The organism is Spirillospora sp. NPDC000708 (assembly GCF_040299565.1).
Lineage (GTDB): Bacteria > Actinomycetota > Actinomycetes > Streptosporangiales > Streptosporangiaceae > Spirillospora.
The window spans coordinates 26,840-50,752 of record NZ_JBEPCJ010000055.1 but is presented as its reverse complement, the minus strand read 5'-3'; the positions used below and the strand labels follow the sequence as shown (position 1 = coordinate 50,752).

General features: G+C 72.7%; 19 protein-coding genes and 1 pseudogene. 8 read left to right on the top strand and 12 right to left on the bottom strand.

Translation table 11 applies throughout. The features are described 5' to 3' along the window. The 5 genes and pseudogenes from ABT299_RS32325 to ABT299_RS32305 all read right to left on the bottom strand — a co-directional run. Positions 1 to 794, bottom strand: a pseudogene (locus ABT299_RS32325) (hypothetical protein); the annotation flags it as partial. 200 nt (positions 795 to 994) lie between these two features. After that, the gene (locus ABT299_RS32320) at positions 995 to 2,005 is read right to left on the bottom strand and encodes an amino acid ABC transporter permease (protein ID WP_190856224.1); all 1,011 of its coding nucleotides are present in this window, start codon (positions 2,003 to 2,005) and stop codon (positions 995 to 997) included. Continuing rightward, entirely contained in the window at positions 2,002 to 2,685 is a 684-nt protein-coding gene (locus ABT299_RS32315) for an amino acid ABC transporter permease (protein WP_190856223.1), read from the bottom strand. Before ABT299_RS32315 ends, ABT299_RS32320 begins: the two co-directional genes overlap by 4 nt. Positions 2,686 to 2,790: 105 nt before the next feature. Continuing rightward, the gene (locus ABT299_RS32310; protein ID WP_190856222.1) at positions 2,791 to 3,660 is read right to left on the bottom strand and encodes a glutamate ABC transporter substrate-binding protein; all 870 of its coding nucleotides are present in this window, start codon (positions 3,658 to 3,660) and stop codon (positions 2,791 to 2,793) included. A gap of 40 nt (positions 3,661 to 3,700) precedes the next feature. After that, the gene (locus ABT299_RS32305; RefSeq protein ID WP_307799460.1) at positions 3,701 to 4,423 is read right to left on the bottom strand and encodes an amino acid ABC transporter ATP-binding protein; all 723 of its coding nucleotides are present in this window, start codon (positions 4,421 to 4,423) and stop codon (positions 3,701 to 3,703) included. Positions 4,424 to 4,684: 261 nt separating this feature from the next. Between ABT299_RS32305 and miaB the strand changes: the two genes are divergently transcribed. Together miaB and ABT299_RS32295 are read left to right on the top strand one after the other, a co-directional pair. Continuing rightward, a complete protein-coding gene (miaB, locus tag ABT299_RS32300; RefSeq protein ID WP_387031246.1) occupies positions 4,685 to 6,214 on the top strand; it encodes a tRNA (N6-isopentenyl adenosine(37)-C2)-methylthiotransferase MiaB in 1,530 nt (509 codons plus the stop codon). Positions 6,215 to 6,278: 64 nt separating this feature from the next. Continuing rightward, complete coding sequence (locus ABT299_RS32295; RefSeq protein ID WP_500253044.1) at positions 6,279 to 7,052, top strand: class III extradiol ring-cleavage dioxygenase family protein; 774 nt, start codon at positions 6,279 to 6,281, stop codon at positions 7,050 to 7,052. Here ABT299_RS32295 and ABT299_RS32290 read toward each other — a convergent pair. Further along, entirely contained in the window at positions 7,049 to 7,261 is a 213-nt protein-coding gene (locus ABT299_RS32290) for an antitoxin (RefSeq protein WP_190856218.1), read from the bottom strand. The genes ABT299_RS32295 and ABT299_RS32290 overlap by 4 nt on opposite strands. Before the next feature lie 126 nt (positions 7,262 to 7,387). On the opposite strand from ABT299_RS32290, the gene miaA reads away from it, so the two are divergent. Together miaA and dapF are read left to right on the top strand one after the other, a co-directional pair. Continuing rightward, positions 7,388 to 8,278, top strand: a complete 891-nt coding sequence (miaA, locus tag ABT299_RS32285) for a tRNA (adenosine(37)-N6)-dimethylallyltransferase MiaA (protein WP_500253053.1) — start codon at positions 7,388 to 7,390, stop codon at positions 8,276 to 8,278. Positions 8,279 to 8,308: 30 nt separating this feature from the next. Further along, positions 8,309 to 9,142, top strand: a complete 834-nt coding sequence (gene dapF / locus ABT299_RS32280; RefSeq protein ID WP_387031242.1) for a diaminopimelate epimerase — start codon at positions 8,309 to 8,311, stop codon at positions 9,140 to 9,142. A 261-nt stretch (positions 9,143 to 9,403) separates the two neighbouring features. On the opposite strand, the gene ABT299_RS32275 is transcribed toward dapF, so the two are convergent. Then, positions 9,404 to 11,368 (bottom strand): sensor histidine kinase, encoded by a 1,965-nt coding sequence (locus tag ABT299_RS32275; RefSeq protein WP_190856216.1) that lies wholly within the window; start codon positions 11,366 to 11,368, stop codon positions 9,404 to 9,406. Between the two features lie 327 nt (positions 11,369 to 11,695). Here ABT299_RS32275 and ABT299_RS32270 point away from each other — a divergent pair, with 327 nt between their 5' ends. Genes ABT299_RS32270 through ABT299_RS32255 form a run of 4 tightly spaced genes read left to right on the top strand, consistent with a single transcriptional unit; the run spans position 11,696 to position 17,317 of the window. Next, a complete protein-coding gene (locus tag ABT299_RS32270) occupies positions 11,696 to 12,697 on the top strand; it encodes an ABC transporter permease (protein ID WP_190856215.1) in 1,002 nt (333 codons plus the stop codon). Further along, on the top strand, positions 12,694 to 13,602 hold the full coding sequence (locus tag ABT299_RS32265; RefSeq protein ID WP_387031236.1) for an ABC transporter permease: 909 nt from the start codon (positions 12,694 to 12,696) through the stop codon (positions 13,600 to 13,602). Before ABT299_RS32270 ends, ABT299_RS32265 begins: the two co-directional genes overlap by 4 nt. Beyond that, positions 13,599 to 15,638 (top strand): dipeptide ABC transporter ATP-binding protein, encoded by a 2,040-nt coding sequence (locus tag ABT299_RS32260; RefSeq protein ID WP_500253043.1) that lies wholly within the window; start codon positions 13,599 to 13,601, stop codon positions 15,636 to 15,638. Before ABT299_RS32265 ends, ABT299_RS32260 begins: the two co-directional genes overlap by 4 nt. Continuing rightward, a complete protein-coding gene (locus ABT299_RS32255) occupies positions 15,635 to 17,317 on the top strand; it encodes an ABC transporter family substrate-binding protein (protein ID WP_500253042.1) in 1,683 nt (560 codons plus the stop codon). The genes ABT299_RS32260 and ABT299_RS32255 overlap by 4 nt, the downstream gene beginning before the upstream one ends. 14 nt (positions 17,318 to 17,331) lie before the next feature. Here the strand turns inward: ABT299_RS32255 and ABT299_RS32250 are convergent, their stop codons facing one another. From ABT299_RS32250 to aceB, 5 genes are all read right to left on the bottom strand, one after another. Continuing rightward, positions 17,332 to 18,036 (bottom strand): hypothetical protein, encoded by a 705-nt coding sequence (locus tag ABT299_RS32250; protein ID WP_387031230.1) that lies wholly within the window; start codon positions 18,034 to 18,036, stop codon positions 17,332 to 17,334. Positions 18,037 to 18,177: 141 nt separating this feature from the next. Continuing rightward, positions 18,178 to 19,464, bottom strand: a complete 1,287-nt coding sequence (locus ABT299_RS32245; protein WP_387031227.1) for a (Fe-S)-binding protein — start codon at positions 19,462 to 19,464, stop codon at positions 18,178 to 18,180. Then, positions 19,465 to 20,670, bottom strand: a complete 1,206-nt coding sequence (locus ABT299_RS32240; protein ID WP_500253041.1) for an FAD-binding oxidoreductase — start codon at positions 20,668 to 20,670, stop codon at positions 19,465 to 19,467. Then, positions 20,670 to 22,118 (bottom strand): FAD-linked oxidase C-terminal domain-containing protein, encoded by a 1,449-nt coding sequence (locus ABT299_RS32235; protein ID WP_500253040.1) that lies wholly within the window; start codon positions 22,116 to 22,118, stop codon positions 20,670 to 20,672. The genes ABT299_RS32240 and ABT299_RS32235 overlap by 1 nt, the downstream gene beginning before the upstream one ends. Positions 22,119 to 22,223: 105 nt before the next feature. Next, positions 22,224 to 23,831, bottom strand: coding sequence for a malate synthase A (aceB, locus tag ABT299_RS32230; RefSeq protein WP_500192225.1), 1,608 nt, complete (start codon positions 23,829 to 23,831; stop codon positions 22,224 to 22,226). Positions 23,832 to 23,913 lie beyond the last annotated feature (82 nt).

Sequence of the window (23,913 nt, the reverse complement as noted above, 5' to 3'; positions counted from 1 at the left end):
CGGGGGGGCTTGTGGGTGTTGCTGTAGGCGCCCCCGCCCCCCCCCCCCCGCGCCCCCCCCCCCGACTCGGTGAGGCCGCCCTTGACGGTGCGCGGCGCGACCGTGGTGCCGTCCTCGATGGCCGCCACGCGCAGCTCGGTGCCGTCCCAGGGCATGCGGGGGTGGTTCCACTGCACCCAGGCGAGGTGCCCGCCGCTCGGGGACGGGGCCGGCGACGCGTAGAAGTGCGCGCCGGTCACCAGCTCGCGGATGGCCCCGGCGTCGTCGGCGGCGCTCCCGTCCAGGGGGACGGCGACGATCGCGCGGCGGATCCCGGCGGCGGTGCCCCCGCCCTCGGGCGGCTCGGCGATGTGCCCCTCGCACACGCACCAGATCTCGGTGCCGTCGGGGGAGAGCACGTAGTCGGCGTAGCGCAGCCCCGCCTGGACGGCGGGCTCCGGGGTGAGCGGGTACGGCTTGGGGTCGCCCTCGTCCAGCCGGTGGAGGCGCTGGTCCTCGTAGTTGGAGAACACCAGCGACACGCCGTCGGCGGTACGGACCGGCAGGTATGACCGCCCGCCGTACTCGTGGACGCGCGTGCGGGCGTCCCATGGAGCCTGGAGCACCTCGGTGCGATGCCCGCCCTTGAGATGGATGACCGTCGTCCGCCCGCCCTCCTCGGGTCGGGTCTCCTGCCACCACACGTCATCACCCGCGACGGTGGGGAAACTGAGGCGCAGCCGGGCGCGGGCCACATCGGCCGCGGAGATGGGGGAAGGCCAGGAGCCGTAGGGGAGGGTAACACGAGCGGTCATACCAGGAATCGTCCCGCATACGGGGATCGGTTGGGGCCATGACGGGCGCTTTGACTTCGGAAAGATATGTGCCGGTCACGGGTGATCGGCGCCCCTTCGCCGCGCGGGCGGTCCGGGGCCGGGAAAGCGGAGGGCGCCACCGGAGACCGGTGGCGCCCCGCGAGGCGGCCGGGAGCGGTCGGGCCCGCTCCCGGCGCAGGTCAGATCGCCGCGGACCCCATCTCGCCCGCGGTCACGTCCTTGACCGACATGCCGGGCGCCGGTGGTGTGCCGCCCCCCGCGCCGAGCGTCGTTCCGCCGGTCTTGCGGTTGCGGCGGCCGCGGCCCTCCAGCCACGTCGCGAACCGGCTCACCGCCATGTTGATCGCGATGTAGATGACCGCGATGACGATCCCGGCCTGGATCTTGTTGTTGTGGTAGTTCGCCGGGATCAGGTTGAAGCCCGCGTTGAGCAGCTCGCTGTAGGCGATGATGAACCCGAGCGCGGTGTCCTTGAGCAGGACGACGATCTGGCTCACGATCGCCGGCATCATCACCCGGATGGCCTGCGGCAGCAGCACCAGCCGCATGACGCCGTTCTTGCGCAGGCCGATGGAGTAGGCGGCCTCCGCCTGCCCCTTCGGGATGGACAGCACGCCCGCCCGCACGACCTCCGCGAGCACCGAGCCGTTGTACAGCACGAGGCCGAACACGACCGCGGCGAAGGCCGGCACGACGATGACGCCGGCGTTGATCTTCACGCCGAAGAGCGAGAAGAAGTCGTCCACCAGGAGCCGCTGGAGCGTGCCGAACTGCGAGTCGGCGATCGACGGGCTGATCTTGTTCGGTACGAAGAACGCCAGGAAGATCAGGATCAGCAGCGGGATCGCGCGGAAGAACTCGACCACCGCTCCCGCCGGGATCCGGATCCACCAGTGGTCCGACAGCCGGCCGAGGCCGAACACGATCCCGAACAGCATCGCCAGCACGGCGGCGACCGCGGCGGCCTTCAGCGTGTTGCCGAGGCCCGGCAGGATCAGCTCTTTCCACACCGTCCACTTCAGGAACGGGCTCCACAGCTCGCCCGCGAACTGGCCCTTCTCCTTGAAGCGCCAGACGAGGGCGGCGAAGATCGCCAGCAGGACGACCGCCGAGACGACGGTCATCACCCGGTTGCGCGCCTGCGCCCGCGGGCCGGGGGCGTCGAAGAGGACCGTCGCTTCCTTGCTCATCGCGCCACCGCCATCCGCTTGGCCAGCCAGCCGAAGAAGAACCCGGTCGGCAGGATCAGGATCATGAAGCCGACGGCCACCCCGATGAACAGCGGGATCGCGCCGCCGGTGAAGGTCGGCGCGTCCAGCAGCGTCTTGCTGACCAGCGCCGCCTCGGCGTAGCTGGCCGCGGCCGCCACCGTCGTGTTCTTGATCATCGCGATGAGGATGCTGCCCATCGGCGCGATCACCGAGCGGAACGCCTGCGGGAGGATGATCATCCGCAGCGACTGGGTGAAGGTCAGCCCGATCGACCGCGCCGCCTCGGCCTGGCCGAGCGGCACCGTGTTGATGCCCGAGCGCAGCGTCTCGCAGACGAACGCGCCGGTGTAGCCCGACAGGCCCAGGACCGCCCACCAGTAGTACGTCGTCGAGGAGTTCGACGAGAACGTCAGGTGCAGCGTGTCGTTGAGCCCCTGGGCGCACAGCAGCAGCACCAGGGTCAGGGGGGTGTTGCGGACGATGTTGACGTAGCCCGCGCCGAAGGACCGCAGCACCGGCACCGGGGAGACCCGGAAGCTCGCGAGGAGCGTGCCGATGATGAGGGACAGGACCGCCGACGCCGCGGCCAGGCGGATCGTCGCCCAGAACCCCTGGAGGATCTCGTCGAAGTGGTCGAAGAAGGCGCTGAAGTCAAACATTGCTTAGCTGTTCCATAGCGTTCCAGCCGGTCGAGTCCACGCCGGTGCCTCCCCGGGAGCGCGTCTCCGGGGAGGCACCGGCCGAGGGGGAGCCTCAGCCTGGGATCAGGCGCAGCCTTCCATCTGCGGGACGGTCGTGGCGAGTTTCAGGCCCGTGCCCGTGAAGTTCTTCTCCAGGTACGTCTTCGCGCTGCCGTCGGTGTACATCTTCTGGATGGCGGCGTTGACGGCCTCGCAGGTCTCCTTGTCGCCCTTCTTGATGCCGACGCCGTACTTCTCGTCGGTGAAGGGGTCGTTGATGACCTTGAACTGGCCGGGCTGCTGCGCGGCGAAGCCGGCGAGGATCAGGTCGTCGGTGCTGACCGCGTCCAGGGCGCCGGCCTTCAGCTTGCTCACGCAGTCGGAGTAGCTGTTGGCGTCGACCAGCGTGACGCCCTTGATGTTGAGCTTGCCGTCCGGCGGCGGCTCGGTGACGCGGCGGAACGAGTTCGACCCGGCGGCGCGGCACAGCTTCTTGCCCTTGAGGTCCTGGGCCTTCTTGATGCTGGTGTTGCTCGCCTTGACCATCGTGTCCTGGTGCGCGACGTAGTACGGACCACCGAAGGTGATCTGCTGCTTGCGCGCGTCGGTGATGGAGTAGGTCGCCACCACCAGGTCGACCTGGCCGCCGCCGAGGAACGACTCGCGGTTCGCGGAGGTCGTCTCCTTGAAGGTGATGCCGCTCTCGGGGACGCCGAGCTGCTTGGCGATGTACCGGGCGACGTCGACGTCGAAGCCGGCGAACGTGCCGTCCGGCTTCTTCAGCCCGAGCGAGGGCTGGTCGAACTTGATGCCGATCGTCAGCTTCTTGTCCTCTTTGGCCTTCTGGACGACCGTCTTGGCCTCGGTCTTCTCCTTGTCACTGCCGCAGGCCGACACGGCCAGCGACAGGGCCAGGCCCGCGCCGATCAGAGCGCCGAAACGCTTGAATCGCATTGCTCGTCACACCTCTGCTTCTCTGCCGGAGCCCCGCGGCTCAGTGCGTGAGGATCTTGGAAAGGAAGTCCTTCGCGCGGTCGGTGCGCGCGTTGGTGAAGAACTCGTCGGGAGTGTTCTCCTCCACGATCTGCCCGTCCGCCATGAACACGACCTTCTGCGCGGCCCGGCGGGCGAAGCCCATCTCGTGGGTCACCACGATCATCGTCATGCCCTCCCGGGCCAGGCCGGTCATGACGTCGAGCACCTCGTTGACCATCTCGGGGTCGAGCGCCGAGGTCGGCTCGTCGAAGAGCATCACCTTGGGCCGCATCGCGAGGGAGCGGGCGATCGCGGCGCGCTGCTGCTGCCCGCCCGAGAGCTGGGCGGGGTACTTGGCCGCCTGGTTCGCGATGCCGACGCGCTCCAGGAGCTCCATCGCGTGCTTCTCGGACTCCTGCTTGCCCTGCTTGCGGACCTTCACCGGGCCGAGCGTGACGTTCTCGAGGATCGTCTTGTGGGCGAACAGGTTGAACGACTGGAACACCATGCCCACGTCGGCGCGGAGCCGCGCCAGCTCCTTGCCCTCCTTGGGCAGTTCCTTGCCGTCGACGAGGATCCGGCCGCCGTCGATGGGCTCCAGCCGGTTGATCGACCGGCAGAGGGTCGACTTGCCGCCGCCCGAGGGGCCGATGACGACGACGACCTCGCCGCGGTCCACGGTGAGGTTGATGTCCTTGAGCACGTGCAGCTCGCCGAAGTGCTTGTGGACGTGCTCGACCACGACGAGCGGTCCCGTGCCGGTTGCGGCGGCCTGCGTGATGGCGTCCTCCGGCCCTTGCCCCTTGGTCAGGTCGGGCCCGCCTTCGCTGTCCGTCATGCGGTCGGACTCTACGTCATCCCATTGCGCCCGTTGGTTCCGTAGCGGTACCGATCCGATCACGACTGCGCAGTTCGGCGGGTAGATGACGCGTCGCAGAGTGATCATCCATGCCCGGCGCGCACCCTCCGGCGCGTACGCTTGGGGACTGTCATGAGTGCGCCTATGGAGACGAGCCCCCGCACGTACGAGATCCGTACCTACGGGTGCCAGATGAACGTCCACGACTCCGAGCGGCTGTCCGGGCTGCTGGAGGCGGCCGGCTACGTGCGCGCGGGCGAGGCGGAGCCCGACGTGGTGGTGTTCAACACCTGCGCGGTGCGGGAGAACGCCGACAACCGGCTCTACGGGAACCTGGGCCATCTCCGGCCCGTCAAGGACGGTCACCCGGGCATGCAGATCGCCGTGGGCGGCTGCCTGGCGCAGAAGGACCGCGACACGATCGTCAAGCGCGCCCCCTGGGTGGACGTGGTGTTCGGGACCCACAACATCGGGTCGCTGCCCGCGCTGCTGGAGCGGTCGCGCGTGCAGAGCGAGGCGCAGGTCGAGATCGAAGAGTCGCTGGTGACCTTCCCGTCGACGCTGCCGACGCGCCGCGAGTCCCCCTACGCCGCGTGGGTGTCGATCTCGGTCGGCTGCAACAACACCTGCACGTTCTGCATCGTCCCGTCGCTGCGCGGCAAGGAGAGGGACCGCCGGCCCGGCGAGATCCTCGCCGAGGTCGAGGCGCTGGTGGGCGAGGGCGTGCTGGAGATCACGCTACTGGGGCAGAACGTCAACGCCTACGGCTCGGGGTTCGGCGCCCTGGCGGCGGCGCCCGACGAGGTGCGCGCCATGACGGAGGGCGGCCAGTCCGCCTTCGCGGGCCTGCTGCGCGCATGCGGGAACGTGGACGGCCTGGAGCGGGTCCGGTTCACCTCGCCGCACCCCAAGGACTTCACCGACGACGTGATCGCGGCGATGGCCGAGACCCCCAACGTCATGCCGTCGCTGCACATGCCGCTGCAGTCCGGATCGGACGCTGTGCTGCGGGCGATGCGCCGGTCCTACCGGCAGGAGCGCTACCTCGGCATCATCGAGAAGGTGCGCGCCGCCATCCCGGACGCCGCGATCACGACGGACATCATCGTGGGCTTCCCGGGCGAGACCGAGGCGGACTTCGAGCAGACCCTGCACGTGGTGCGCGAGGCGCGGTTCTCCTCGGCGTTCACGTTCCAGTACTCCAAGCGGCCGGGGACGCCGGCGGCCACCATGGACGGGCAGCTCCCCAAGGAGGTCGTCCAGGAGCGGTACGAGCGGCTGGTCGCCCTCCAGGAGGAGATCTCCTGGGCGGAGAACAAGAAGCAGCTCGGCCGCACTCTCGAGGTCCTCGTGGCCGAGGGGGAGGGCCGCAAGGACGAGGAGACCCGACGCCTGTCGGGCCGCGCGCCCGACAACCGCCTGGTCCATTTCCGGGCGCCGGACGAGCCCGTCCGTCCCGGCGACATGGTCACCGTGGAGGTGACCTACGCGGCGCCCCACCATCTGGTGGCCGACAAGCCGGTCCAGGGCGTCCGCCGTACGCGGGCGGGCGACGCGTGGGAGGCGCGCCAGGGCGAGGGCCCGAAGGGCGTCTCGCTGGGCATGCCGACGATCGGCCGTCCGGCGCAGAGCCAGGCCGCCGCACCCGGCTGCGCCGCCCCGACGCCCGCATGACCGCTCGGGACCCGGAGCGCCGAGCCGCCGGGCGAGGCCGCTGGGCGGAGGGCGCGGGAACGCGGTGCTGATCTCGGCGGCGGTGTGCCCGCACCCGCCCATCCTGGTGCCCGACCTGGCGGCGGGGGCCGCGCCGGAGCTGGACGATGTGCGCGCGGCCTGTGACGAGGCGGTCACCCGGCTCGGGGCGCAGGACGCGGACGCGCTGATCGTCGTGGGCGGTGCTCAGGACACGCGGACCTACGGCGCCGGCGCCTATGCCACGCTCCGCCCGTACGGGCTGGACTGGACGAGCCCGGTCGATCCGGCGGGCGGGTACGGTGGTGAGGCGCTGCCGCTGTCCCTCACCATCGGGTGCTGGCTGCTCCAGCGGCACGGCCTCGCGGCGGACGCGCGCTACGAGTCGGTCGCGTTCGACGCCGATCCGGACGCCTGCCTGCGCCTGGGCGCCGAACTCGCCGGTTCGGCGGAACGCGTCGCGCTCCTGGTGATGGGCGACGGGTCCGCGTGCAGGACCGAGAAGGCGCCCGGATACCTCGACGAGCGCGCTCAGGGCTATGACGAGGGCGTCGCGCATGCCCTCGGCAAGGCCGACGCCGCCGCCCTCGCCGCCCTGGACCCCGTCGTCTCCGGCGAACTCCGGGTGGCCGGGCGCGCGGCATGGCAGGTGCTCGCGGGCGCCGCCACGCCTAGCACCTCCACCAGCACGGCCGCCGGCCTGGCGAGCGCCCCGTCCGCCGGGGCCGCGTCGGCGGCGGCTCTGCTGGCGGACGAGGCGCCCTACGGAGTCGGCTACTTCGTGGCGAGCTGGTCCATGGAGAGCGGTAGGACGCGCTAGCGGGGCTCGTTCGGGCCCTGCTGGCCGCCGGTGCCGCCCTCGTCGCCGCGGTCGATGTAGTCGTCCGCCTTGTCCTGGACCTTGTCGACCTTGTCGGCGTACTTGCCGCCGGTCTTCTGGTCGAACATGTCGCCGCCCTTGTCCACGCCCTTCTTGGCCTGGTCGGAGTGCTGGCCCAGCATTTCCTTGACCTTGTCGACGAAGGACATCGCGATTCCCCCCGGATCCCTCGGCTCGGCGGCCCCCGGAGGCCTGGCAGCGGCCTCGCGCGGAGCCCGTACAAGCAGGGCCATACCCAATCTGTTGCCACAATTGCAGGCGTGACCTCTCCAGATGTGATCGCGGTCGTGGGGGCGACGGCCGCGGGAAAGTCCGATCTCGCCGTGGAACTGGCGCTCCGCCTCGGCGGGGAGGCCGTCAACGCCGACTCGATGCAGCTCTACCGCGGCATGGACATCGGCACGGCGAAGCTGACGCCGGCCGAGATGCGCGGGGTCCCGCACCACCTGCTGGACGTCTGGGACGTCACGGAGACGGCGAGCGTCGCCGAGTACCAGCGGCTCAGCGCCGACGCCATCGCCGAGATCCGCGGGCGCGGGCGCCTTCCCGTCCTGGTCGGCGGATCCGGCCTCTACGTGCGGGCCGCGCTGGACCGCCTGGAGTTCCCCGGGACCGACCCGGCCGTCAGGGCGCGCCTCGAAGGGGAGCTGGAACGCGAGGGGAGCGCCGCGCTGCACGCCCGCCTCCGCGAACGGGATCCCGCGGCGGCGGAGGCGATCCTGCCGAGCAACGGCCGCCGGATCGTCCGCGCCCTGGAGGTCATCGAGATCTCCGGCCGCCCGTTCACCGCCACCCTGCCCGAGCACGTCTACCGCTACGGCTCCGTCGTCCAGATCGGGCTGGGCGTCCCCCGCGAGACGCTGGACGAGCGGATCGCGCTGCGCGTGCGGCGGATGTGGGACGCGGGGCTGGTGGACGAGGTCCGGGCCCTGGAGAAGCGGGGGCTGCGCGACGGCCTGACCGCCGGCCGCGCCCTCGGCTACGCGCAGGTCCTGCGGTTCCTCGCCGGGGAGTGGACGGAGGAGCGGGCGATGGAGGAGACCGTCCGGACGACGCGCCGCTTCGCCCGCCGCCAGGAGTCGTGGTTCCGCCGCGACCCCCGCGTCCACTGGCTTCCCCACGACGCCCCCGACCTGGTCGAGCGGGCCCTCGGCCTGGTCGGATGAGCGGTCCGGGCGAGGCCATACGATCGAGGAATGCGGTTTGTTAAGGGACACGGCACCGAGAACGACTTCGTGATCCTGCCCGACCCGGACGGCGCGCTGGATCTCACGCCGGAGGCGGTGGCGCGGCTGTGCGACCGGCGCGCCGGCATCGGGGCGGACGGCGTGCTGCGGGTCGTCCGGACGAAGGCGATGGACCTCGGCGGCGCCGGGGGGCCCGGCGGCGCTGAGGGGCTCGACGGCGCGGAGTGGTTCATGGACTACCGCAACGCCGACGGCAGCGTCGCCGAGATGTGCGGCAACGGCACCCGCGTGTTCGCCCGCTACCTCGTCGACGCCGGCCTGGCCGCCCCGGGCGAGTGGGACATCGCCACGCGGGCCGGGCTCAAGCGGGTGACGCTCGGGGCGTCCGGGGACGTCAGCGTCGACATGGGCGCCCCCGTCGTGCTCGGCTCCGGGGAGGCGTCCCTCGCGGGCGCCGTGTTCCGCGGCGAGCGCGTGTCCATGGGCAACCCGCACCTCGCGTGCCGCGTCGACCGGCCCGTCGCCGCGCTGGACCTGACGCGCGCCCCGGACTTCGATCCCGAGGTCTTCCCGGAGGGCGTGAACGTCGAGTTCTACCGTCCCGTCGGGGACCGGCACCTGGAGATGCGGGTGTACGAGCGCGGCTCGGGCGAGACCCGCTCCTGCGGTACCGGGACCGTGGCGGTGGCCGCGGCGGCCGCGGCCGGCACGGACGGGCCCAGCGAGTGGACCGTGGACGTGCCCGGCGGGCGGCTGACCGTCGTCCTCGACGGCGCGACCAGCCATCTGCGCGGCCCGGCCGTCCTGGTCGCCGAGGGGGAGACCCGGCCGGGCTGGATCTGACGAAGTCAGGTCTGACCAGGGCAGACGGTATTTCCGGCGCGGTCCCGGATCGATCGGGACAAGTGTCCCTCCGCAACGGGACCGTGCACCGCGTAATTTCTTTCTTGCACACCCTCTGGTGAATGGCCCGTATGGACCGGGATGGGAGCCCCGGCGCCGTACGGAGCCCGAGGGCCGGTGGCGACCTTCTTGGCGGGGGGCGGTCACCGGCCCTCCCACCAGGAGAGGTCCGGCGGGAACCGCGGACTCCGGTGCGAGGACTCAGGATCGGGCGCCGTTGACGGGCAGCCGGGCGCGGACCAGCGTGCCGCCCTTGGGCCCCGGCCCCACCGTGCAGGAACCGCCGAGTTCGGCCGCGCGCTCGCGCATGGACGACATCCCGATCCCCGAGCGCATCTGCGCGGGCAGCCCCACGCCGTCGTCGCCGACGGTCACGTGCAGATCGCCGTTCAGGTACAGCCGCACCACCGCCGAGTCCGCCCTGGCGTGCCGGTGCACGTTCGTCAGCGCCTCCTGGACGATCCGGTACGCGGCGACCTCGGCGGCGGCGGGGAGCCGCTCCAGGTCGCCCTCGACGTGGACGTCCACCCGCGGGCCGTCGCCCGTCGCGACGACGCCGCCGAGCGCCTGGATCGCGCCCGCGAGCCCGAGGTCGTCCAGCGCGGGCGGGCGCAGCCCGTAGACCAGCTCGCGGATGTCGCCGATGGTGCGGCCCATCATCGTCCGCAGGTTCTCCAGCAGCGCGTCGGCGGCCTCGGGGTCGGTCTTCAGGGTGATGCGCGCCGCGTCCACCGTCATGGCGAGGCTGGCGAGCGTCGGGCCGAGCCCGTCGTGCAGGTCGCGGCGCAGGCGGCGGCGCTCCTCCTCCCGGGTGCGCAGGATGCGCTCGCGGGAGCGCGCCACGTCCGCCGTGAGCCGGGCGGCGTTCGCCAACTCGGCGAGGTTGCGGGCGAGGATGCCCGACATCCGGGCGTCCGGCGGCCGGGAGACGCCGAACAGCAGCCGGCCCACCGGCTCGCCGTGCCAGACCAGCGGGATCAGCTGCGGGCGGTCGCCGAGCACACCGTCCTCCGCCGAGACCGTCCGGCCGTCGCGGTCCAGCACCTCGATCACGACGCCGGTGGCGTGCAGCGCCGAGCGGGCGACCTCCGCGGCGACGGCGAGCGCCGCGGCGGGGTCGACGGCCGTCTGCAGCCGGCGGTTCAGCCGGTCCGCGATCCGGTACGGGTCGCGCTCGCCGTGGATCAGCCCGTCCACGGCGCGCTGGAGCCGCCGCCGGACCGGCTCGAACACCGCGCCGGCCACGATCGCGCCCGCGAGGCCGGCCAGCGTCCCGTAGCCGTGCGCGAGCAGGCCCGCCGCGCCGACCAGCGCGAAGTACACGCCGGTGATCACCACGACCAGCCCGGCGTACACCAGCGTCCGGCTGACCACCAGGTCGATGTCGTACAGCCGGTAGCGGCGGATCGCGATCCCGATGCAGATCGGCACGGCCGCGATGCTGAGATCGCGCAGCGGGTCGCCGATCCGGCTGTTCTCCCCGACGAAGATGACGGCCTGCGCGATCACGCCGGGGTAGACGACCCACGCGATCTGCCGCCGCACGTCCGGCGACGACCGCGCGAACCGGACCACCAGCGACAGCAGGCCCCCGGCGAGCGTGCCGAGGATCAGGGCGCTGATCGGGACCGGGATCTTCTCGAACGGGTACACGGACACGCCGTTGTGGAACCGCCGGGCGCCCGGGTCGAGCGTCAGGTGCGCGCACACGACCACCGGGACCAGCCAGGCCAGCCACAGCACGGGCCGGAACCAGCGCGTCACCACCCGGCCGTCCGGGAAGATCAGCGGCAGGACCAGGGTGAGCGCGTAGGTGTCGACGGCCCACAGCCACGTGGCGAGCCAGCGGAGGAACGCGGCCCCGGCCCAGCCGTGCAGCGTGAACCACGGCGCGAGGTTGAGGACCAGGACGTACACCGCCGCGCTGAACCCGGCCCCGAGCATCAGCCAGCCGACCCGGAGCCCGGACCGCTTGCGCAGCAGCGCGGCGGCCACCGGCGTCCAGAAGATCGCGATGACGATCTCCGGATGCCACCAGACGAGCCGCTCGCCGGCGGGCAGGAAGGTGCCGAGCAGGAGCGACGCGGTGACGGCCAGGACCGCCGCCAGGGCGAGCGGGACCGCCGCGCGTGCCGCGAGCCCGCGGCCGTGCTCGGCGGTCTCCATGGATGCCCCCCGAATCAAAAGTAATGGAATGTTAAAACGTCCGGCCCGTCCTGCTGCACTACCGGCGGCGTCCGCCTCAGGACAGCGGGTCCGCGAGGGCGGCCGGCGGCGTCGCGCGTGCCGTGATGGTAGCCGCGGAACCCGGCATACGGAACAGATGTCCCAGCTCAGGGCACTCTGGGCGAAGGCGGGTGGGAATGAGGGGGGTACCGCCGGCAGCGGCGCGGCCGTCGGGCCACGGAAACGGGAACCGTCGGCGTTTCCCCCGCGCATCGCGTGATCGATCCATGACATTCTGTGATCGGCGCATGCGGCGGGAGGAGGGACATGGCGGCGTTCCTGCTGCGGCGGCTCGCGAACTACGCGGTGCTGGTCGTGGCGGCCACGAGCCTTGCCTACCTGCTCGCCGCCGCCGCGCTCGACCCCCGGTCCAACTTCGACGACCGCGCGCCCCGCCCGCCGGAGTCGGTCGTGGACGCGCGGCTCACCCGGCTCAACCTGAACGACCGCACGTCCCTGGCCGTGCGGTACGGCACCTGGGCCGCGGGCGTCCTGCACGGCGACTTCGGGCGCACGTGGGAGGGGCGGCCCGTCAACGCGGAACTGTGGCGGCGGCTCGGAGTGAGCCTGCGCCTGCTGTCCCCGGGCGCGTTCCTGGGGTCGGCCCTGGGCGTCCTGCTGGGCGCCTACGCGGCGATACGGCAGGGACGCGCGGCGGACCGCTTCATCACGTTCGGCTCGTACCTGCTGCTGGCCGTGCCGGTGTTCGTGCTGGCGGTGCTGCTGCAGATCGTCGCGGCCGAGGCCAACGACGCGCTGGGGATGCACCTGTTCGCCTGGGTGGGGGAGACCACCCCGGGAGCGGCCTACGGGACGTTCGGTGCGCTCGGCGGCTTGGCGGACCATGTACGGCACCTGCTCCTTCCCACCGTCACCATCGCCACCACGCAGGTCGCGTTCTACAGCCGCTACCAGCGCGGCCTCATGCTGGACGTCCTGCACGCCGACTTCGTGCGCACGGCCCGGGCGAAGGGGCTGCGCCGCCGCACGGCCCTGCTGAGGCACGGCCTGCGGACCGCGCTGATACCGATGACCACCTACTTCGCCTACTCGTTCGGGTTCCTCGTGCTGGGCGGCATGTTCTGCGAGCAGGCGTTCGGCTGGCACGGCATGGGCGAATGGCTGGTCGAGGCGATCTCACGGGGCGACGTCAACGTGGTCGCGGCGATCAGCTGCCTCGCGGCGTGCGGCGTCCTGTCCGCCGGCCTGGCGTCGGACGTCCTGCACGGGGCCCTCGACCCCCGCGTCCGGACCGGGGCGGCCGCATGACCACCGGACTCGCCGCCCGCACCGCGCCCGAGCGGCCGGCCGCCGCCGCGTCGCCTCCCGCCGGCCCGCCCTCGCTGCCGCGCCGGCTCGCCCGCAGCAGGCGGGCCGTCGCGGGGCTGGTCCTGCTCGCGGCCCTGTTCGCGGTCGCGTTCGGCGCGCCGCTGCTGTCCCGCTGGGGCTGGGACGACACCGACTTCACCGCGTTCCGGCAGGGACCGTCCGCGCGGCACTGGCTCGGCACCACGCAGAGCGGCCGGGACGTCCTCGCCCTCACCCTGCGCGGGACCCGGCGGTCGCTGGTCATCGGCCTGTCCGCGGCCGTGCTGTCGACCGGGCTGGCGGGGCTGGTCGGCGCCGTCGCCGGGTTCGCCGGCGGGCGGCTCGACCGGATCCTGATGTGGGGCACCGACCTGCTGCTGGTCCTGCCGTCGTTCCTGCTCGTCGCCGTGCTGGCGCCGGCGCTCGGCGGCGGCGCGCTGGTGCCGCTGCTGGCGGCGGTCCTGTGGATGGTCACCGCGCGGGCCGTGCGGGGCATGACGGCCTCGCTGCGCGAGCGCGAGTACGTGCTCGCCGCCCGGTTCCTCGGCGCGGGCCCGGTGCGGGTGATCGTCCGGCATGTGCTGCCGCACCTGGCGTCGCTGCTGGTCGTGGACGCGAGCGTGAACGTCAGCGTCGCGGTCATCGCCGAGAGCGGGCTGTCCTGCCTCGGGCTCGGCGTGCGCCCGCCGGACGTCTCGCTGGGCACGCTGGTCGCCGAGGGGCAGGGCGCCGCGACCGCCTACCCGTGGCCGTTCGCGGCGGCCGCGGCGATGCTCGTGCTGATCGTCCTCGCGGTGAACCTGCTCGGGGACGGGCTGCGCGACGTCCTGGACCCGGAGGCCGGGCCGCGGCGGGGCGGCCGATGACGGTCCTCGCGGTGCGGGACCTGACGGTCCGGTACTCCTCGGGCGTGCACGCGGTCCGCGGCGTGGGCTTCGACGTCGGCGCGGGCGAGGTCCTCGGCGTCGTCGGCGAGTCCGGGTCGGGCAAGACCGCGCTGGCGCTGGCGATGGTGGGGCTGCTGCCGCCGGACGCGCGCGTGACGGGCTCGGTCCGGCTGCGCGGCGAGGAGCTGGTCGGACGGTCCGACGCCGAGCTGTCCCGGGTCCGCGGCAAGGACCTCGCGATGGTGTTCCAGGATCCGCTGTCGGCGCTGACGCCCGTCCATCCGGTCGGCGACCAGATCGCCGAGGCCGTGCGCGTCCACTCGGGCGCCACGCGCGCGGCGGCGCGGGCGCGGGCCGTCGAACTGCTCGACCTCGTCGGCATCCCCGGGGCGGCGCGGCGGGCGCGCGCCCACCCGCACGAGTTCTCCGGCGGCATGCGGCAGCGCGTGATGATCGCGATGGCGATCGCCAACGACCCGGTCGCGATCGTCGCGGACGAGCCGACGACGGCGCTGGACGTGACCGTGCAGGCGCAGGTCCTGGACGTGCTGAAGGCGGCGAAGGAGGCCACCGGCGCCGCGATCGTGCTGATCACCCACGATCTCGGGGTCGTCGCCGGGTTCGCCGACCGGATCATGGTGATGTACGCGGGCCGGGCGGTGGAGTCCGGGCCGGTGGAGGAGGTCTACCGGCGCCCGCGGATGCCGTACACGATCGGGCTGCTGCAGTCGCTGCCTCGCATGGGGACCGGCGGCGCCCGTGCCGCGGCGATCGACGGGGCGCCGGCCCCGGCGGCGGCGGGCGGCGCGTGCGCGTTCCTTCCGCGGTGCCCCGTCGCGGTGGACGCGTGCCGCGACCGCGACCCGGAGCCGGCCCTGGTCGGGCCGTCGGGGCACACGGCCGCGTGCGTCAACACCGAGGCGACCGCCGATGCCGACGCGGTGTTCCCCCTGCCCGACGCGGTGCCGCGGCCCGCCCGTCCGCCCCGGCGCGAGCGTCCCGTCGTCCTGGAGGTGGACGGCCTGGTCCGCCACCACCCGCTGTACCGGGGGACGCTGTTCAGGCGGCGCGCGGGCACCGTGCACGCGGTGGACGGCATCGGGTTCGACGTCCGGGAGGCCGAGACGCTCGCGCTCGTGGGGGAGTCGGGCTGCGGGAAGACGACGGCGCTGATGGAGATCCTGCGGCTGGCGCGCCCGCAGGGCGGCCGCGTCGCCGTGCTCGGCCAGGACACCGCCGCGCTGCGCCCGTCCCGCCGCAAGGCGCTGCGGCGGGACGTCCAGGTCGTCTTCCAGGACCCGTTCACGTCCCTCGATCCCCGGATGCGCGTCGCCGACATCATCGCGGAGCCGCTCGCCGTGCACGGCGAGCGCGCGCCGGACGGGCGCGTCCGGGAACTGCTCGAACTGGTGGGGCTGGAACCGGTCCACGCCGGGCGGTACCCGCACGGGCTGTCGGGCGGGCAGCGGCAGCGCGTCGGCATCGCGCGGGCGCTGGCGCTTGAGCCGCGGCTCCTGCTGCTGGACGAGCCCGTGGCGGCGCTGGACGTGTCGGTGCAGGCGGGCGTCATGGACCTGCTCGAAGGGCTGCGCGCCCGGCTCGGCATCGCGTACCTGTTCGTGGCGCACGATCTGGCGGTCGTGCACCGCATCGCCGACCGCGTCGCCGTCATGTACATGGGGCGCATCGTGGAGATCGGCTCCGTGGACGAGGTGTACGGAAGGCCCGCCCACCCGTACACGCGCGCGCTGCTGGACGCGGTGCCGCTGCCCGATCCGCGCCTGGAACGCCGCCGCCGGCGCGTCCCCCTGCGCGGGGACCTGCCCGACCCCACGGCCCCGCCGACGGGATGCCGTTTCCGCTCGCGCTGCCCCCGGTACACGGCGCTGGGCGAGGCGGACGCCCGCCGATGCGAAGAGCACGACCCCCTGCCCCGTCCCATGAGCACCGACCGAGAGAGCGACCAATGGGCCGCCTGCCATCATCCCCTCGTCGAGGCCGGAGCCGGCCTGTGAGGCGCCTGCTGGGCGCCCTGCTCCTCCTCGCAGCGACCACGGCCGCCGGCGGCTGCGGCGGTCCGGGGCCGGGGGAGGCGACGACCCGCGCGGCCGGGCGGCTGCCCGCGTCGGACGTCAACCCGACCCCGCGCGACCACGTCCGCAACGGCGGCACGCTCCGCTGGCCGCTCCCCGAGTTCCCCTCGCAGTGGAACTTCAACGACGTCAACGGGACGAAGGGGTCGGTCGAGCAGGTGATCCAGGGCGCGCTGCCGCACCTCATGCGCGCCGACGAGAAGGCCGTCCCGCATCCGGTGCCCGAGTACCTCCGCTCGGCCGAGCTGCGGCGCAGCGCACGCGGGCAGGTCGTCACCTACCGGCTCAACCCCGACGCGCGCTGGTCCGACGGCCGGCCTCTCAGTTATCGCGACTTCGAGGCGCAGGCGCGCGCGCTGTCGGGTCGCGACCCGCGCTACGAGGTCTCCACCGTCACCGGCTACAAGCAGATCGAGCGCGTCGAGCAAGGCGCGGACCCTCACACCGTCGAGGTGACCTTCGCGGGGACGTACGCGGACTGGCGCAGCCTGTTCAGCCCCCTCTATCCGGCGGTGGCCTACTCGACGCCCGCCGCGTTCAACACGGGCTGGATGGACCGCATGCCGGTCACGGCCGGCCCGTTCAAGCTCGGGAGGATCGACCAGACGGCCAAGACGGTCACGATGGTGCGCGACCCCGGATGGTGGGGCCCGCCCGCCAAGCTCGACCGGATCGTCTACCGGGCGATGGACACCAGCGCGATGCCGGGCGCGTTCGCCGCCAACGAGATCGACCTGATGGACGTCGGCCTGGACGCGGGCGCCCTGCACCGCGCCGAGGCCGTCCCGGGGGCCGCCGTGCGGAGGGCGGGCGGCCCCGACTGGCGGCACTTCACGTTCAACGCGGCCGGGCCGATCCTGTCCGACCTGCGGGTGCGGCGCGCCGTCATGCTCGGCATCGACCGCCGCGCCATCGCCCGCTCCGACCTGTCCGGGCTGGGCGTGCCGATCCAGACGCTCGGCAACCACTTCTACGTCAACACGCAGGACGGCTACCAGGACGACTCCGCGGACCTCGGCGGCTACGACCCGGTGGCCGCGCGGCGCATCCTGGACCAGGCGGGCTGGACCCCCCACGGCCGGTACCGGAAGAAGGACGGCAGGACGCTCGCGCTGCGGTTCGTCATCCCGTCCGGCGTCCCGATCAGCGAGCAGGAGGGGGAGCTCACGCGCGCGCTACTGCGGCGCATCGGCGTCCGGGTCGACATCGACGCCGTCCCCGCCGACGACGTGTTCGACCACTACGTCACCCCCGGGAACTTCGACATCGTCCCGTTCTCCTGGCTGGGCACCTCGTTCCCGGTGTCGCCCATGAAGGCGGTGTTCGCGCGGCCACGCGGGGACCGCATCCAGCAGAACTATTCGCGCACGGGAACGGCCGCCATCGACGCGGCCATGGACCGCGCGATCGCGGAGGTCGATCCCGCGAGGATTCACGTCCTTGTGAACGAGGCGGACCGGCTCGTCTGGCAGCAGGCCGTCGTCCTGCCCCTGTACCAGCGTCCCCAGCTCGTCGCGGTCCGCGCCGACCTGGCCAACATCGGCGCCCGCGGCTTCTACGAGCCGGGCTACCAGGACATCGGCTTCACGAGCCCGGGCTGACCCTGGGCGCCCGGCTACGGGAAGGCGATCTCGACGCCCTTGCGGTCGCTGGTGTAGCGGGCGTTCCACACGTACATCTTCAGGTCGCCGGCGGACAGGCCGTCCTTCACCGGCAGATCGGTCGCGATCCGCACCAGGTACGTCGCGCCCGCGGGCATCATCTGGTCGCCGTTGTCGTCGACCGGCGCCTTCGACCCGCCGAGCCGGGCGGTGATCTCGCTGTGGTTGGGGAGGGTGCACAGGTCGTCGGGGATGCCCGGCTGCGGCATGCAGCGGTCCTGCGCGTCGGAGGGGACCTGCGACTTCGGCATGAACAGGTCCGCGGGGAAGTCCAGCAGGACGGGCCTGCGCTGGCTGTTGGTGAGGACGTAGTCGGCGTAGGCGTACGTCGTGCCGGACGGCGGCGCCTCGGTCGCGCCCAGCGGCTGCCGGTCCGTCCCGGCCTTCACCGCGGCGAGGCTGTAGCCGTAGCCCTCGGGGGTGGTGAAGTTGACGGGCGGCCCGGTCTTCGGCAGCGGCGCGGTGCTCTGCGCCCCGGTCTCGCCCTGGCTGGCGAGCGACGGCCGGCCGCCGCCGCCCGCGGCGCCGTCCGGGCGGAAGTAGACGATCCCGGCGGCGACGGCGGCGATGCCGACGATGCCCGTGAGGGCGCCGGCGAGGCCGAGCCGGCCCGCGCCGCTCTTCCTTCTTCGTCGGTGTGAGTGGTAGCTGTTCGACACGTTTCTCGTGCTCCCTCGGGCCCGTTTCGTGCCCAGTAAGCGGGTCCTGCCTGCAGGGGCCAGACACGATACAGGACGGCCGGAACGACGGCGGCCGGGCCTCCCTCACCGGGGAAGCGGCGGAACCACCTGGTCAGGGCCTTACGAAGTGCGTCCGACAAGGGCGTCGCGGCCGAGCCCGCGCAGCGAGGCGTCCAGCACCTGCGCGGTGTGCGCGACCGCGATGGGGGCGCCGCGGCGTTGCAGCGCGGTGGCGATCTGCATGGAGCAGCCGGGGTTGGCGGCGACGAGTAGTTCGGCTCCGGTGGCGTCCACGTTCACCGCCTTGCGGTCGCCCAATGCGGAGGCGGCCTCCGGCTGAAGCAGATTGTAGGTGCCGGCGGAGCCGCAGCAGAGGTCGGGTTCGGCTATCTCCACGACGGTCAGCTCCGGGATCCCGGCCAGCAGGGCCCGCGGCTGGGCGCGGACGCCCTGCGCGTGGGACAGGTGGCACGCGTCGTGGTAGGCGAGGGTGACCGGAAGTGGCCGCCGTTCCGCGCGGGGCCCGAGTTCCACGAGGAACTCGGCGAGGTCCCTGGTCTTCGCCGACAGCGCCTCGGCGCGCGCCGCCCAGGCCGGGTCGCCGGCGAGCAGCGCCCGGTACTCCTTCATCGCCGAGCCGCAGCCCGCCGAGTTCACCACGATGACGTCGGCGGACTCGAAGGTCTCGACGGTCCGGCGGGCGAAGGCGCGGGCCTCGTCCTCGCGGCCGGAGTGCAGCGACAGCGCCCCGCAGCAGCCCTGGTTCGCGGGGATGACCACGTCGCAGCCCTCCAGAGCCAGGACGCGCGCGGTGGCCGCGTTGACGCCGGGGAAGAACTCGCCTTGGACGCAGCCCGTCAGCATCCCGACCGTCGCGCGGCGCTTCCCGCGCGCGGCGACGAACTCGGGAAGGCGCGGCGCCTTGCCCAGGGGCGGTGCGAGACGCTCCATCGCCGCGATGGACGGCGAGATGCGTTCCAGCACGCCGCTGCGCCGCACTAGGCGGTCCAGACCCGACTTCTGGTAGGCCCGCAGCGGGCCGCGCAGCGCGCGGAGCCGACGCTTGTAGGGGAACAGGCGGAAGATGGCCTCGCGTATGGCCCGCTCCTTCAGCGAACGGGGATGCTCGCGTTCCACCTCCGCCCGGGTGGTCTCGATGAGCCGGTCGTACTGCACGCCCGACGGGCATGCCGTCACGCACGCCATGCATCCGAGGCACTGGTCGAAGTGCTGCACCATCGGCGCGTTGAGGGGCGCGCCCTCGACGTGCTGCTGCATGAGGTGGATGCGGCCGCGCGGGGAGTCCATCTCCTCGCCCCACAGCACATAAGTGGGGCACGTCGGCAGGCAGAAACCGCAGTGCACGCAGTCGCCGAGAAGCTTCGGGAGGTCGTCCTGGGCGCTCATCTAGATTCCTCCCACGAAGCGGCCGGGGGACAGCCGGTGATCCGGATCGAACTGGTCCTTCACCCGGCGCATAAGGGAGAGGGCCGGCACGGGCCCCCACAGGTCGATCTCACCGCGCACTTCCTGCGGCGCATAGCGGACGACGGCGGCGCCCTTGTGTCGGCCCAGGACGTCGCGCAGCGCGCCGAGCGCCGTGGCCACCTCCTCGGACGTGGTGCCGGAGGGGAGGCCGATCTGCCCGTGTCCGCTGCCGCTCCATGTCATCGCCACGCCGGGCCGTAGGCCGTCGACGAGGCCGACGAGTTCGCGGAGGGACGGCGGTGGTGCGGTGACGTCGATGAGGGTGGTGCCGTCCGGGTACAGGCCCCAGCCGTCCGGCGCCTCTTCGGTGATCTGAGCGTCGCCGCCGAGGAGCTTCACGAGCTGCCCAGCGCGCGCGGCGACACCGTCCGGGACGCCTTCCAGCAGCGCCGCGACCGTCCCGGGGCCGATGAATTCGAGGGCGCTCGGAGCCGTGGGGGAGTGCAGGACGGTCTGGACGGCCTCGTGCGCCTCGTCCGGGCCGCCGACCCTGCGCGCGACCCACGCCGTGGCGGCCGGCACCGGATGCAGGCGGAACGTCGCCTCCACGATGAGCCCGAGGGTGCCGTACGAGCCGGAGAACAGCCGCCCCAGGTCGTATCCCGCGACGTTCTTGACGACCTTCCCGCCGGAACGCGCGATCTTCCCGTCCGCCCGGACGACCGTGAGCCCGATGACGAGGTCGCGCGGCGTGCCGAACAGCGTCCGGAGCGGGCCGGCGGCCGCGGTGGCGATCGTCCCGCCGACCGTGGAGCCGGGCAGCGGGACGTCCAGGGACAGCCGCTGCCCCTCCTCCGCGAGCCGCTCGGCCAGCGCCTCCAGCGGCAGCCCGGCCTCCGCGGTCGCGACGAGGTCGCCCGCGGCGTGCTCGACGAGCCTGTTCAGCCGGTGCGTGTCCACCAGCAGATCGCAGCGCTCCGGGGGCGTCCCCCAGTCCAGCCGCGTCTCGGCGCCGCGCGGGACCACGGACAGGCCCTGCTCGGCGGCGACGCGCATCACCTCCGCGGCCTCCGCGACGGACGCCGGCGCCGCCACCAGCGCGGGCTGCACGCCCAGCACGCCCTCCTCGGGCTCACCGGCGCGGACGTCGCCGCAGACCTTCGCCAGAGCCTCCAACGGCCGCATCAGAAGATGTCCGCCTTTCCCTCGTACGGGTGCGGGCCCTTGCGCACGCCCGGGACCTCGCCGCACAGCCGCGGCGTGGGGAACACCTTCCCCGGGTTGCACAGTCCAGCGGGATCGAACCCGCAGCGGACCATCTGCATCGTGTCCAGATCGGTGTCGGTGAACATCCGCGGCATGTAGCGGGACTTGTCGACGCCGACGCCGTGCTCGCCGGTGATGGACCCGCCGTGCTCGATGCACAGGTCGAGGATCGCGCCCGACACCTCCTCGGCGCGCTCCGCGGCACCCGGCTCGGCGTCGTCGAACAGCACGAGCGGGTGCAGGTTGCCGTCCCCGGCGTGGAACACGTTCGCCACCCGCACGCCCGACTCGGCCGACAGCGCGTCGATCCGCGCCAGCACCTGCGGCAGCGCCGTGCGCGGGATCACGCCGTCCTGGACGAGGTAGGCGGGGCTGATCCGGCCGACGGCGGCGAACGCCGACTTGCGGCCCTTCCAGATCAGCGCGCGCTCCGCGTCGTCCGCGGCGATCCGGATCTCGAACGCGCCCGCGTCCCGGCACAGCCGCTCCACCTCGGCGAACTGCGCGGCGACCTCCGCGTCCGGGCCGTCCAGCTCCACGATCAGCACCGCGCCCGCGCCCGGCGGGTACTCGCAGCGCACCGCCGCCTCGGCCGCCTCGATCGACAGCGCGTCCATCATCTCGATCGCCGCCGGCACCATCCCGGCGCCGATGATCGCCGACACCGCCGTCCCGCCCGCCTCGATCGAGTCGAACGCCGCCAGCAGCGTCTGCACGGTCTCCGGCACCCGGGTCAGCCGCACCGTGATCCTGGTGGTGATGCCGAGCGTGCCCTCCGCCCCGACGAACACGCCGAGCAGGTCGTAGCCGGGGCCGTCCGCCGCCAGCTCCACCAGATCGCCGTCCGGCGTCACGACCTCGCACGCGAGCACGTGGTGCGCGGTGAAGCCGTACTTCAGGCAGTGCGCGCCGCCGGAGTTCTCCGCCACGTTCCCGCCGACCGAGCAGATCTGCTGGCTGGACGGGTCGGGCACGAAGTAGTACCCGTACGGGCGCACCGCGCGGGTGACGTCCAGGTTGATCACGCCGGGCTCCACCACGGCGCGCTGCCCCGGGATGTCGATCTCCAGGATCCGCCGCATCCGGGATGTGACGATCAGCACCCCGTCCGCGCGGGGGAGCGCACCGCCCGACAGGCCCGTCCCGGACCCGCGCGCCACGTAGGGGACGCCCGCCTCCGCGCACGCGCGCACGATCGCCGCGATCTCCTCCGCGCTGTCGGGCAGCACGACGATCCCGGGCGTCGAACGGTGGTTGGTGAGGCCGTCGCATTCGTACGTGCGCAGCCGCACCGGGTCGGTGATCACCCGGTCGGGTCCGAGCAGCGCGTCCAGCTCCAGGGCCAGCGACGTGAGTACCGGTTCCATCCCCTCCACCATCCTCCGGGTCCCGTGCGGACGGCAAGATCGGACCGCCCCGCCGACGGCGGGACCGGGCCGCCCCGCGCGGGGCGGCCCGGTCCCGGCATCACATCACGGGAACTGCTGGTAGGCGGGGGTGGTGAGGAACTCGGAGTACTCGTCGGCGAGCGTGACCTCCTTGAAGAGGGTCACGGCCTGCTCGTAGCGCGGCTCGTTGTAGGCGTCGCCGAGCTCGGCGCGGATCTTGGCCAGCTCCTCGTCCAGGAGCCGCTCCACCCACTCCTTGGTGATCTTCTGGCCCTCGGCGGTGGAGACGCCGTTGTAGATCCACTGCCACACCTGCGAGCGGGAGATCTCCGCGGTGGCGGCGTCCTCCATGAGGTTGTGGATGGCGACGGCGCCGGAGCCGTTGAGCCAGGTGGCCAGGTAGCGCAGGGCGACGTCGATGTTGTTGCGCAGGCCGGCCTCGGTGATGTCGCCCGGGGTGGCCTTGACGTTGAGCAGGTCGGCGGCGGTGACGCTGACGTCCTCGCGGAGCCGGTCGCGCTGGTTGGGCTTGTCGCCCAGCACGCCGTCGAAGACCTCGCGGCAGACCGGGACGAGGTCGGGGTGGGCGACCCAGGAGCCGTCGAAGCCGTCGCCGGACTCGCGGGTCTTGTCGGCCCGGACCTTCTCCAGCGCGACCTTGTTGACCTCCTCGTCCTTGCGGGACGGGATGAACGCGGCCATGCCGCCGATGGCGTGCGCGCCGCGCTTGTGGCAGGTGCGGACCAGCAGCTCGGTGTAGGCGCGCATGAACGGCGCGGTCATCGTGATCGCGTTGCGCTCGGGCAGCACGAAGTCGGCGCCGCGGTCCCGGAACTTCTTGATCACCGAGAACAGGTAGTCCCAGCGGCCGGCGTTCAGGCCCGCGGAGTGGTCGCGCAGCTCGTAGAGGATCTCCTCCATCTCGAACGCGGCCGGGATCGTCTCGATCAGCACGGTGGCGCGGATGGTGCCGCGCGGGATCCCCAGGCGGTCCTGGGCGAGGTTGAAGGCGTCGTTCCACAGCCGCGCCTCGAGGTGGCCCTCCATCTTCGGCAGGTAGAAGTACGGGCCCTTGCCCTTGTCCAGCTGCCGGCGCGCGCTGTGGAAGAAGTAGAGGCCGAAGTCGAACAGCGAGCCCGACATCGGCTCGCCGTCGACGAGGAGGTGCTTCTCCTCCATGTGCCAGCCGCGCGGGCGGACCACGATGGTGGCGAGCTCCGCGTCGTCCTTGAGCGCGTAGGACTTGCCGGACTTGGCGTCGGTGAAGTCGATGGTGCGGTCGAGGGCGTCGCGCAGGTTCAGCTGCCCCTCGATCATGTTGTTCCACAGCGGGGTGTTGGCGTCCTCGAAGTCGGCCAGCCACACCTTCGCGCCCGAGTTGAGCGCGTTGATGGTCATCTTCCGGTCCGTCGGGCCGGTGATCTCGACGCGGCGGTCCTCCAGGCCCGGCGCCGGGTCGGCGACCCGCCAGGTCGCGTCCTCGCGGACGGACGCGGTCTCGGGCAGGAAGTCCAGCGTGCCGCCCTCGGACAGCCGGCGCTGCCGCTCCGCGCGGGCCGCCAGCAGCTCCTTGCGGCGGCCGCCCAGCTCACGCTGCAGTGCGGCGAGCAGGCCGAGCGCCTCGGGCGTCAGGATCTCCTCGTACCGCTCCCCGAGAGGCCCGTTGACCTCGACACCTTCCAGTTCGGCCATCTGCTCGCCCTTTCGTATCGTGAAATTCCACTTCTGTCTTACGGAGTAACGCTACTCGGCGGTACGGAGCCCGGTCAAAGCG

Bases quoted from the DNA above. Each gene is read 5' to 3' on its own strand.
- ABT299_RS32275 (WP_190856216.1), bottom strand. From the start codon at position 11,368: ATGGAGACCGCCGAGCACGGCCGCGGGCTCGCGGCACGCGCGGCGGTC.
- ABT299_RS32235 (WP_500253040.1), bottom strand. From the start codon at position 22,118: ATGGAACCGGTACTCACGTCGCTGGCCCTGGAGCTGGACGCGCTGCTC.
- ABT299_RS32320 (WP_190856224.1), bottom strand. From the start codon at position 2,005: ATGAGCAAGGAAGCGACGGTCCTCTTCGACGCCCCCGGCCCGCGGGCG.
- miaB (WP_387031246.1), top strand. From the start codon at position 4,685: ATGGAGACGAGCCCCCGCACGTACGAGATCCGTACCTACGGGTGCCAG.
- dapF (WP_387031242.1), top strand. From the start codon at position 8,309: ATGCGGTTTGTTAAGGGACACGGCACCGAGAACGACTTCGTGATCCTG.
- ABT299_RS32315 (WP_190856223.1), bottom strand. From the start codon at position 2,685: ATGTTTGACTTCAGCGCCTTCTTCGACCACTTCGACGAGATCCTCCAG.
- ABT299_RS32260 (WP_500253043.1), top strand. From the start codon at position 13,599: ATGACGGTCCTCGCGGTGCGGGACCTGACGGTCCGGTACTCCTCGGGC.
- ABT299_RS32270 (WP_190856215.1), top strand. From the start codon at position 11,696: ATGGCGGCGTTCCTGCTGCGGCGGCTCGCGAACTACGCGGTGCTGGTC.
- ABT299_RS32290 (WP_190856218.1), bottom strand. From the start codon at position 7,261: ATGTCCTTCGTCGACAAGGTCAAGGAAATGCTGGGCCAGCACTCCGAC.
- ABT299_RS32310 (WP_190856222.1), bottom strand. From the start codon at position 3,660: ATGCGATTCAAGCGTTTCGGCGCTCTGATCGGCGCGGGCCTGGCCCTG.
- ABT299_RS32240 (WP_500253041.1), bottom strand. From the start codon at position 20,670: ATGCGGCCGTTGGAGGCTCTGGCGAAGGTCTGCGGCGACGTCCGCGCC.
- aceB (WP_500192225.1), bottom strand. From the start codon at position 23,831: ATGGCCGAACTGGAAGGTGTCGAGGTCAACGGGCCTCTCGGGGAGCGG.
- ABT299_RS32245 (WP_387031227.1), bottom strand. From the start codon at position 19,464: ATGAGCGCCCAGGACGACCTCCCGAAGCTTCTCGGCGACTGCGTGCAC.
- ABT299_RS32265 (WP_387031236.1), top strand. From the start codon at position 12,694: ATGACCACCGGACTCGCCGCCCGCACCGCGCCCGAGCGGCCGGCCGCC.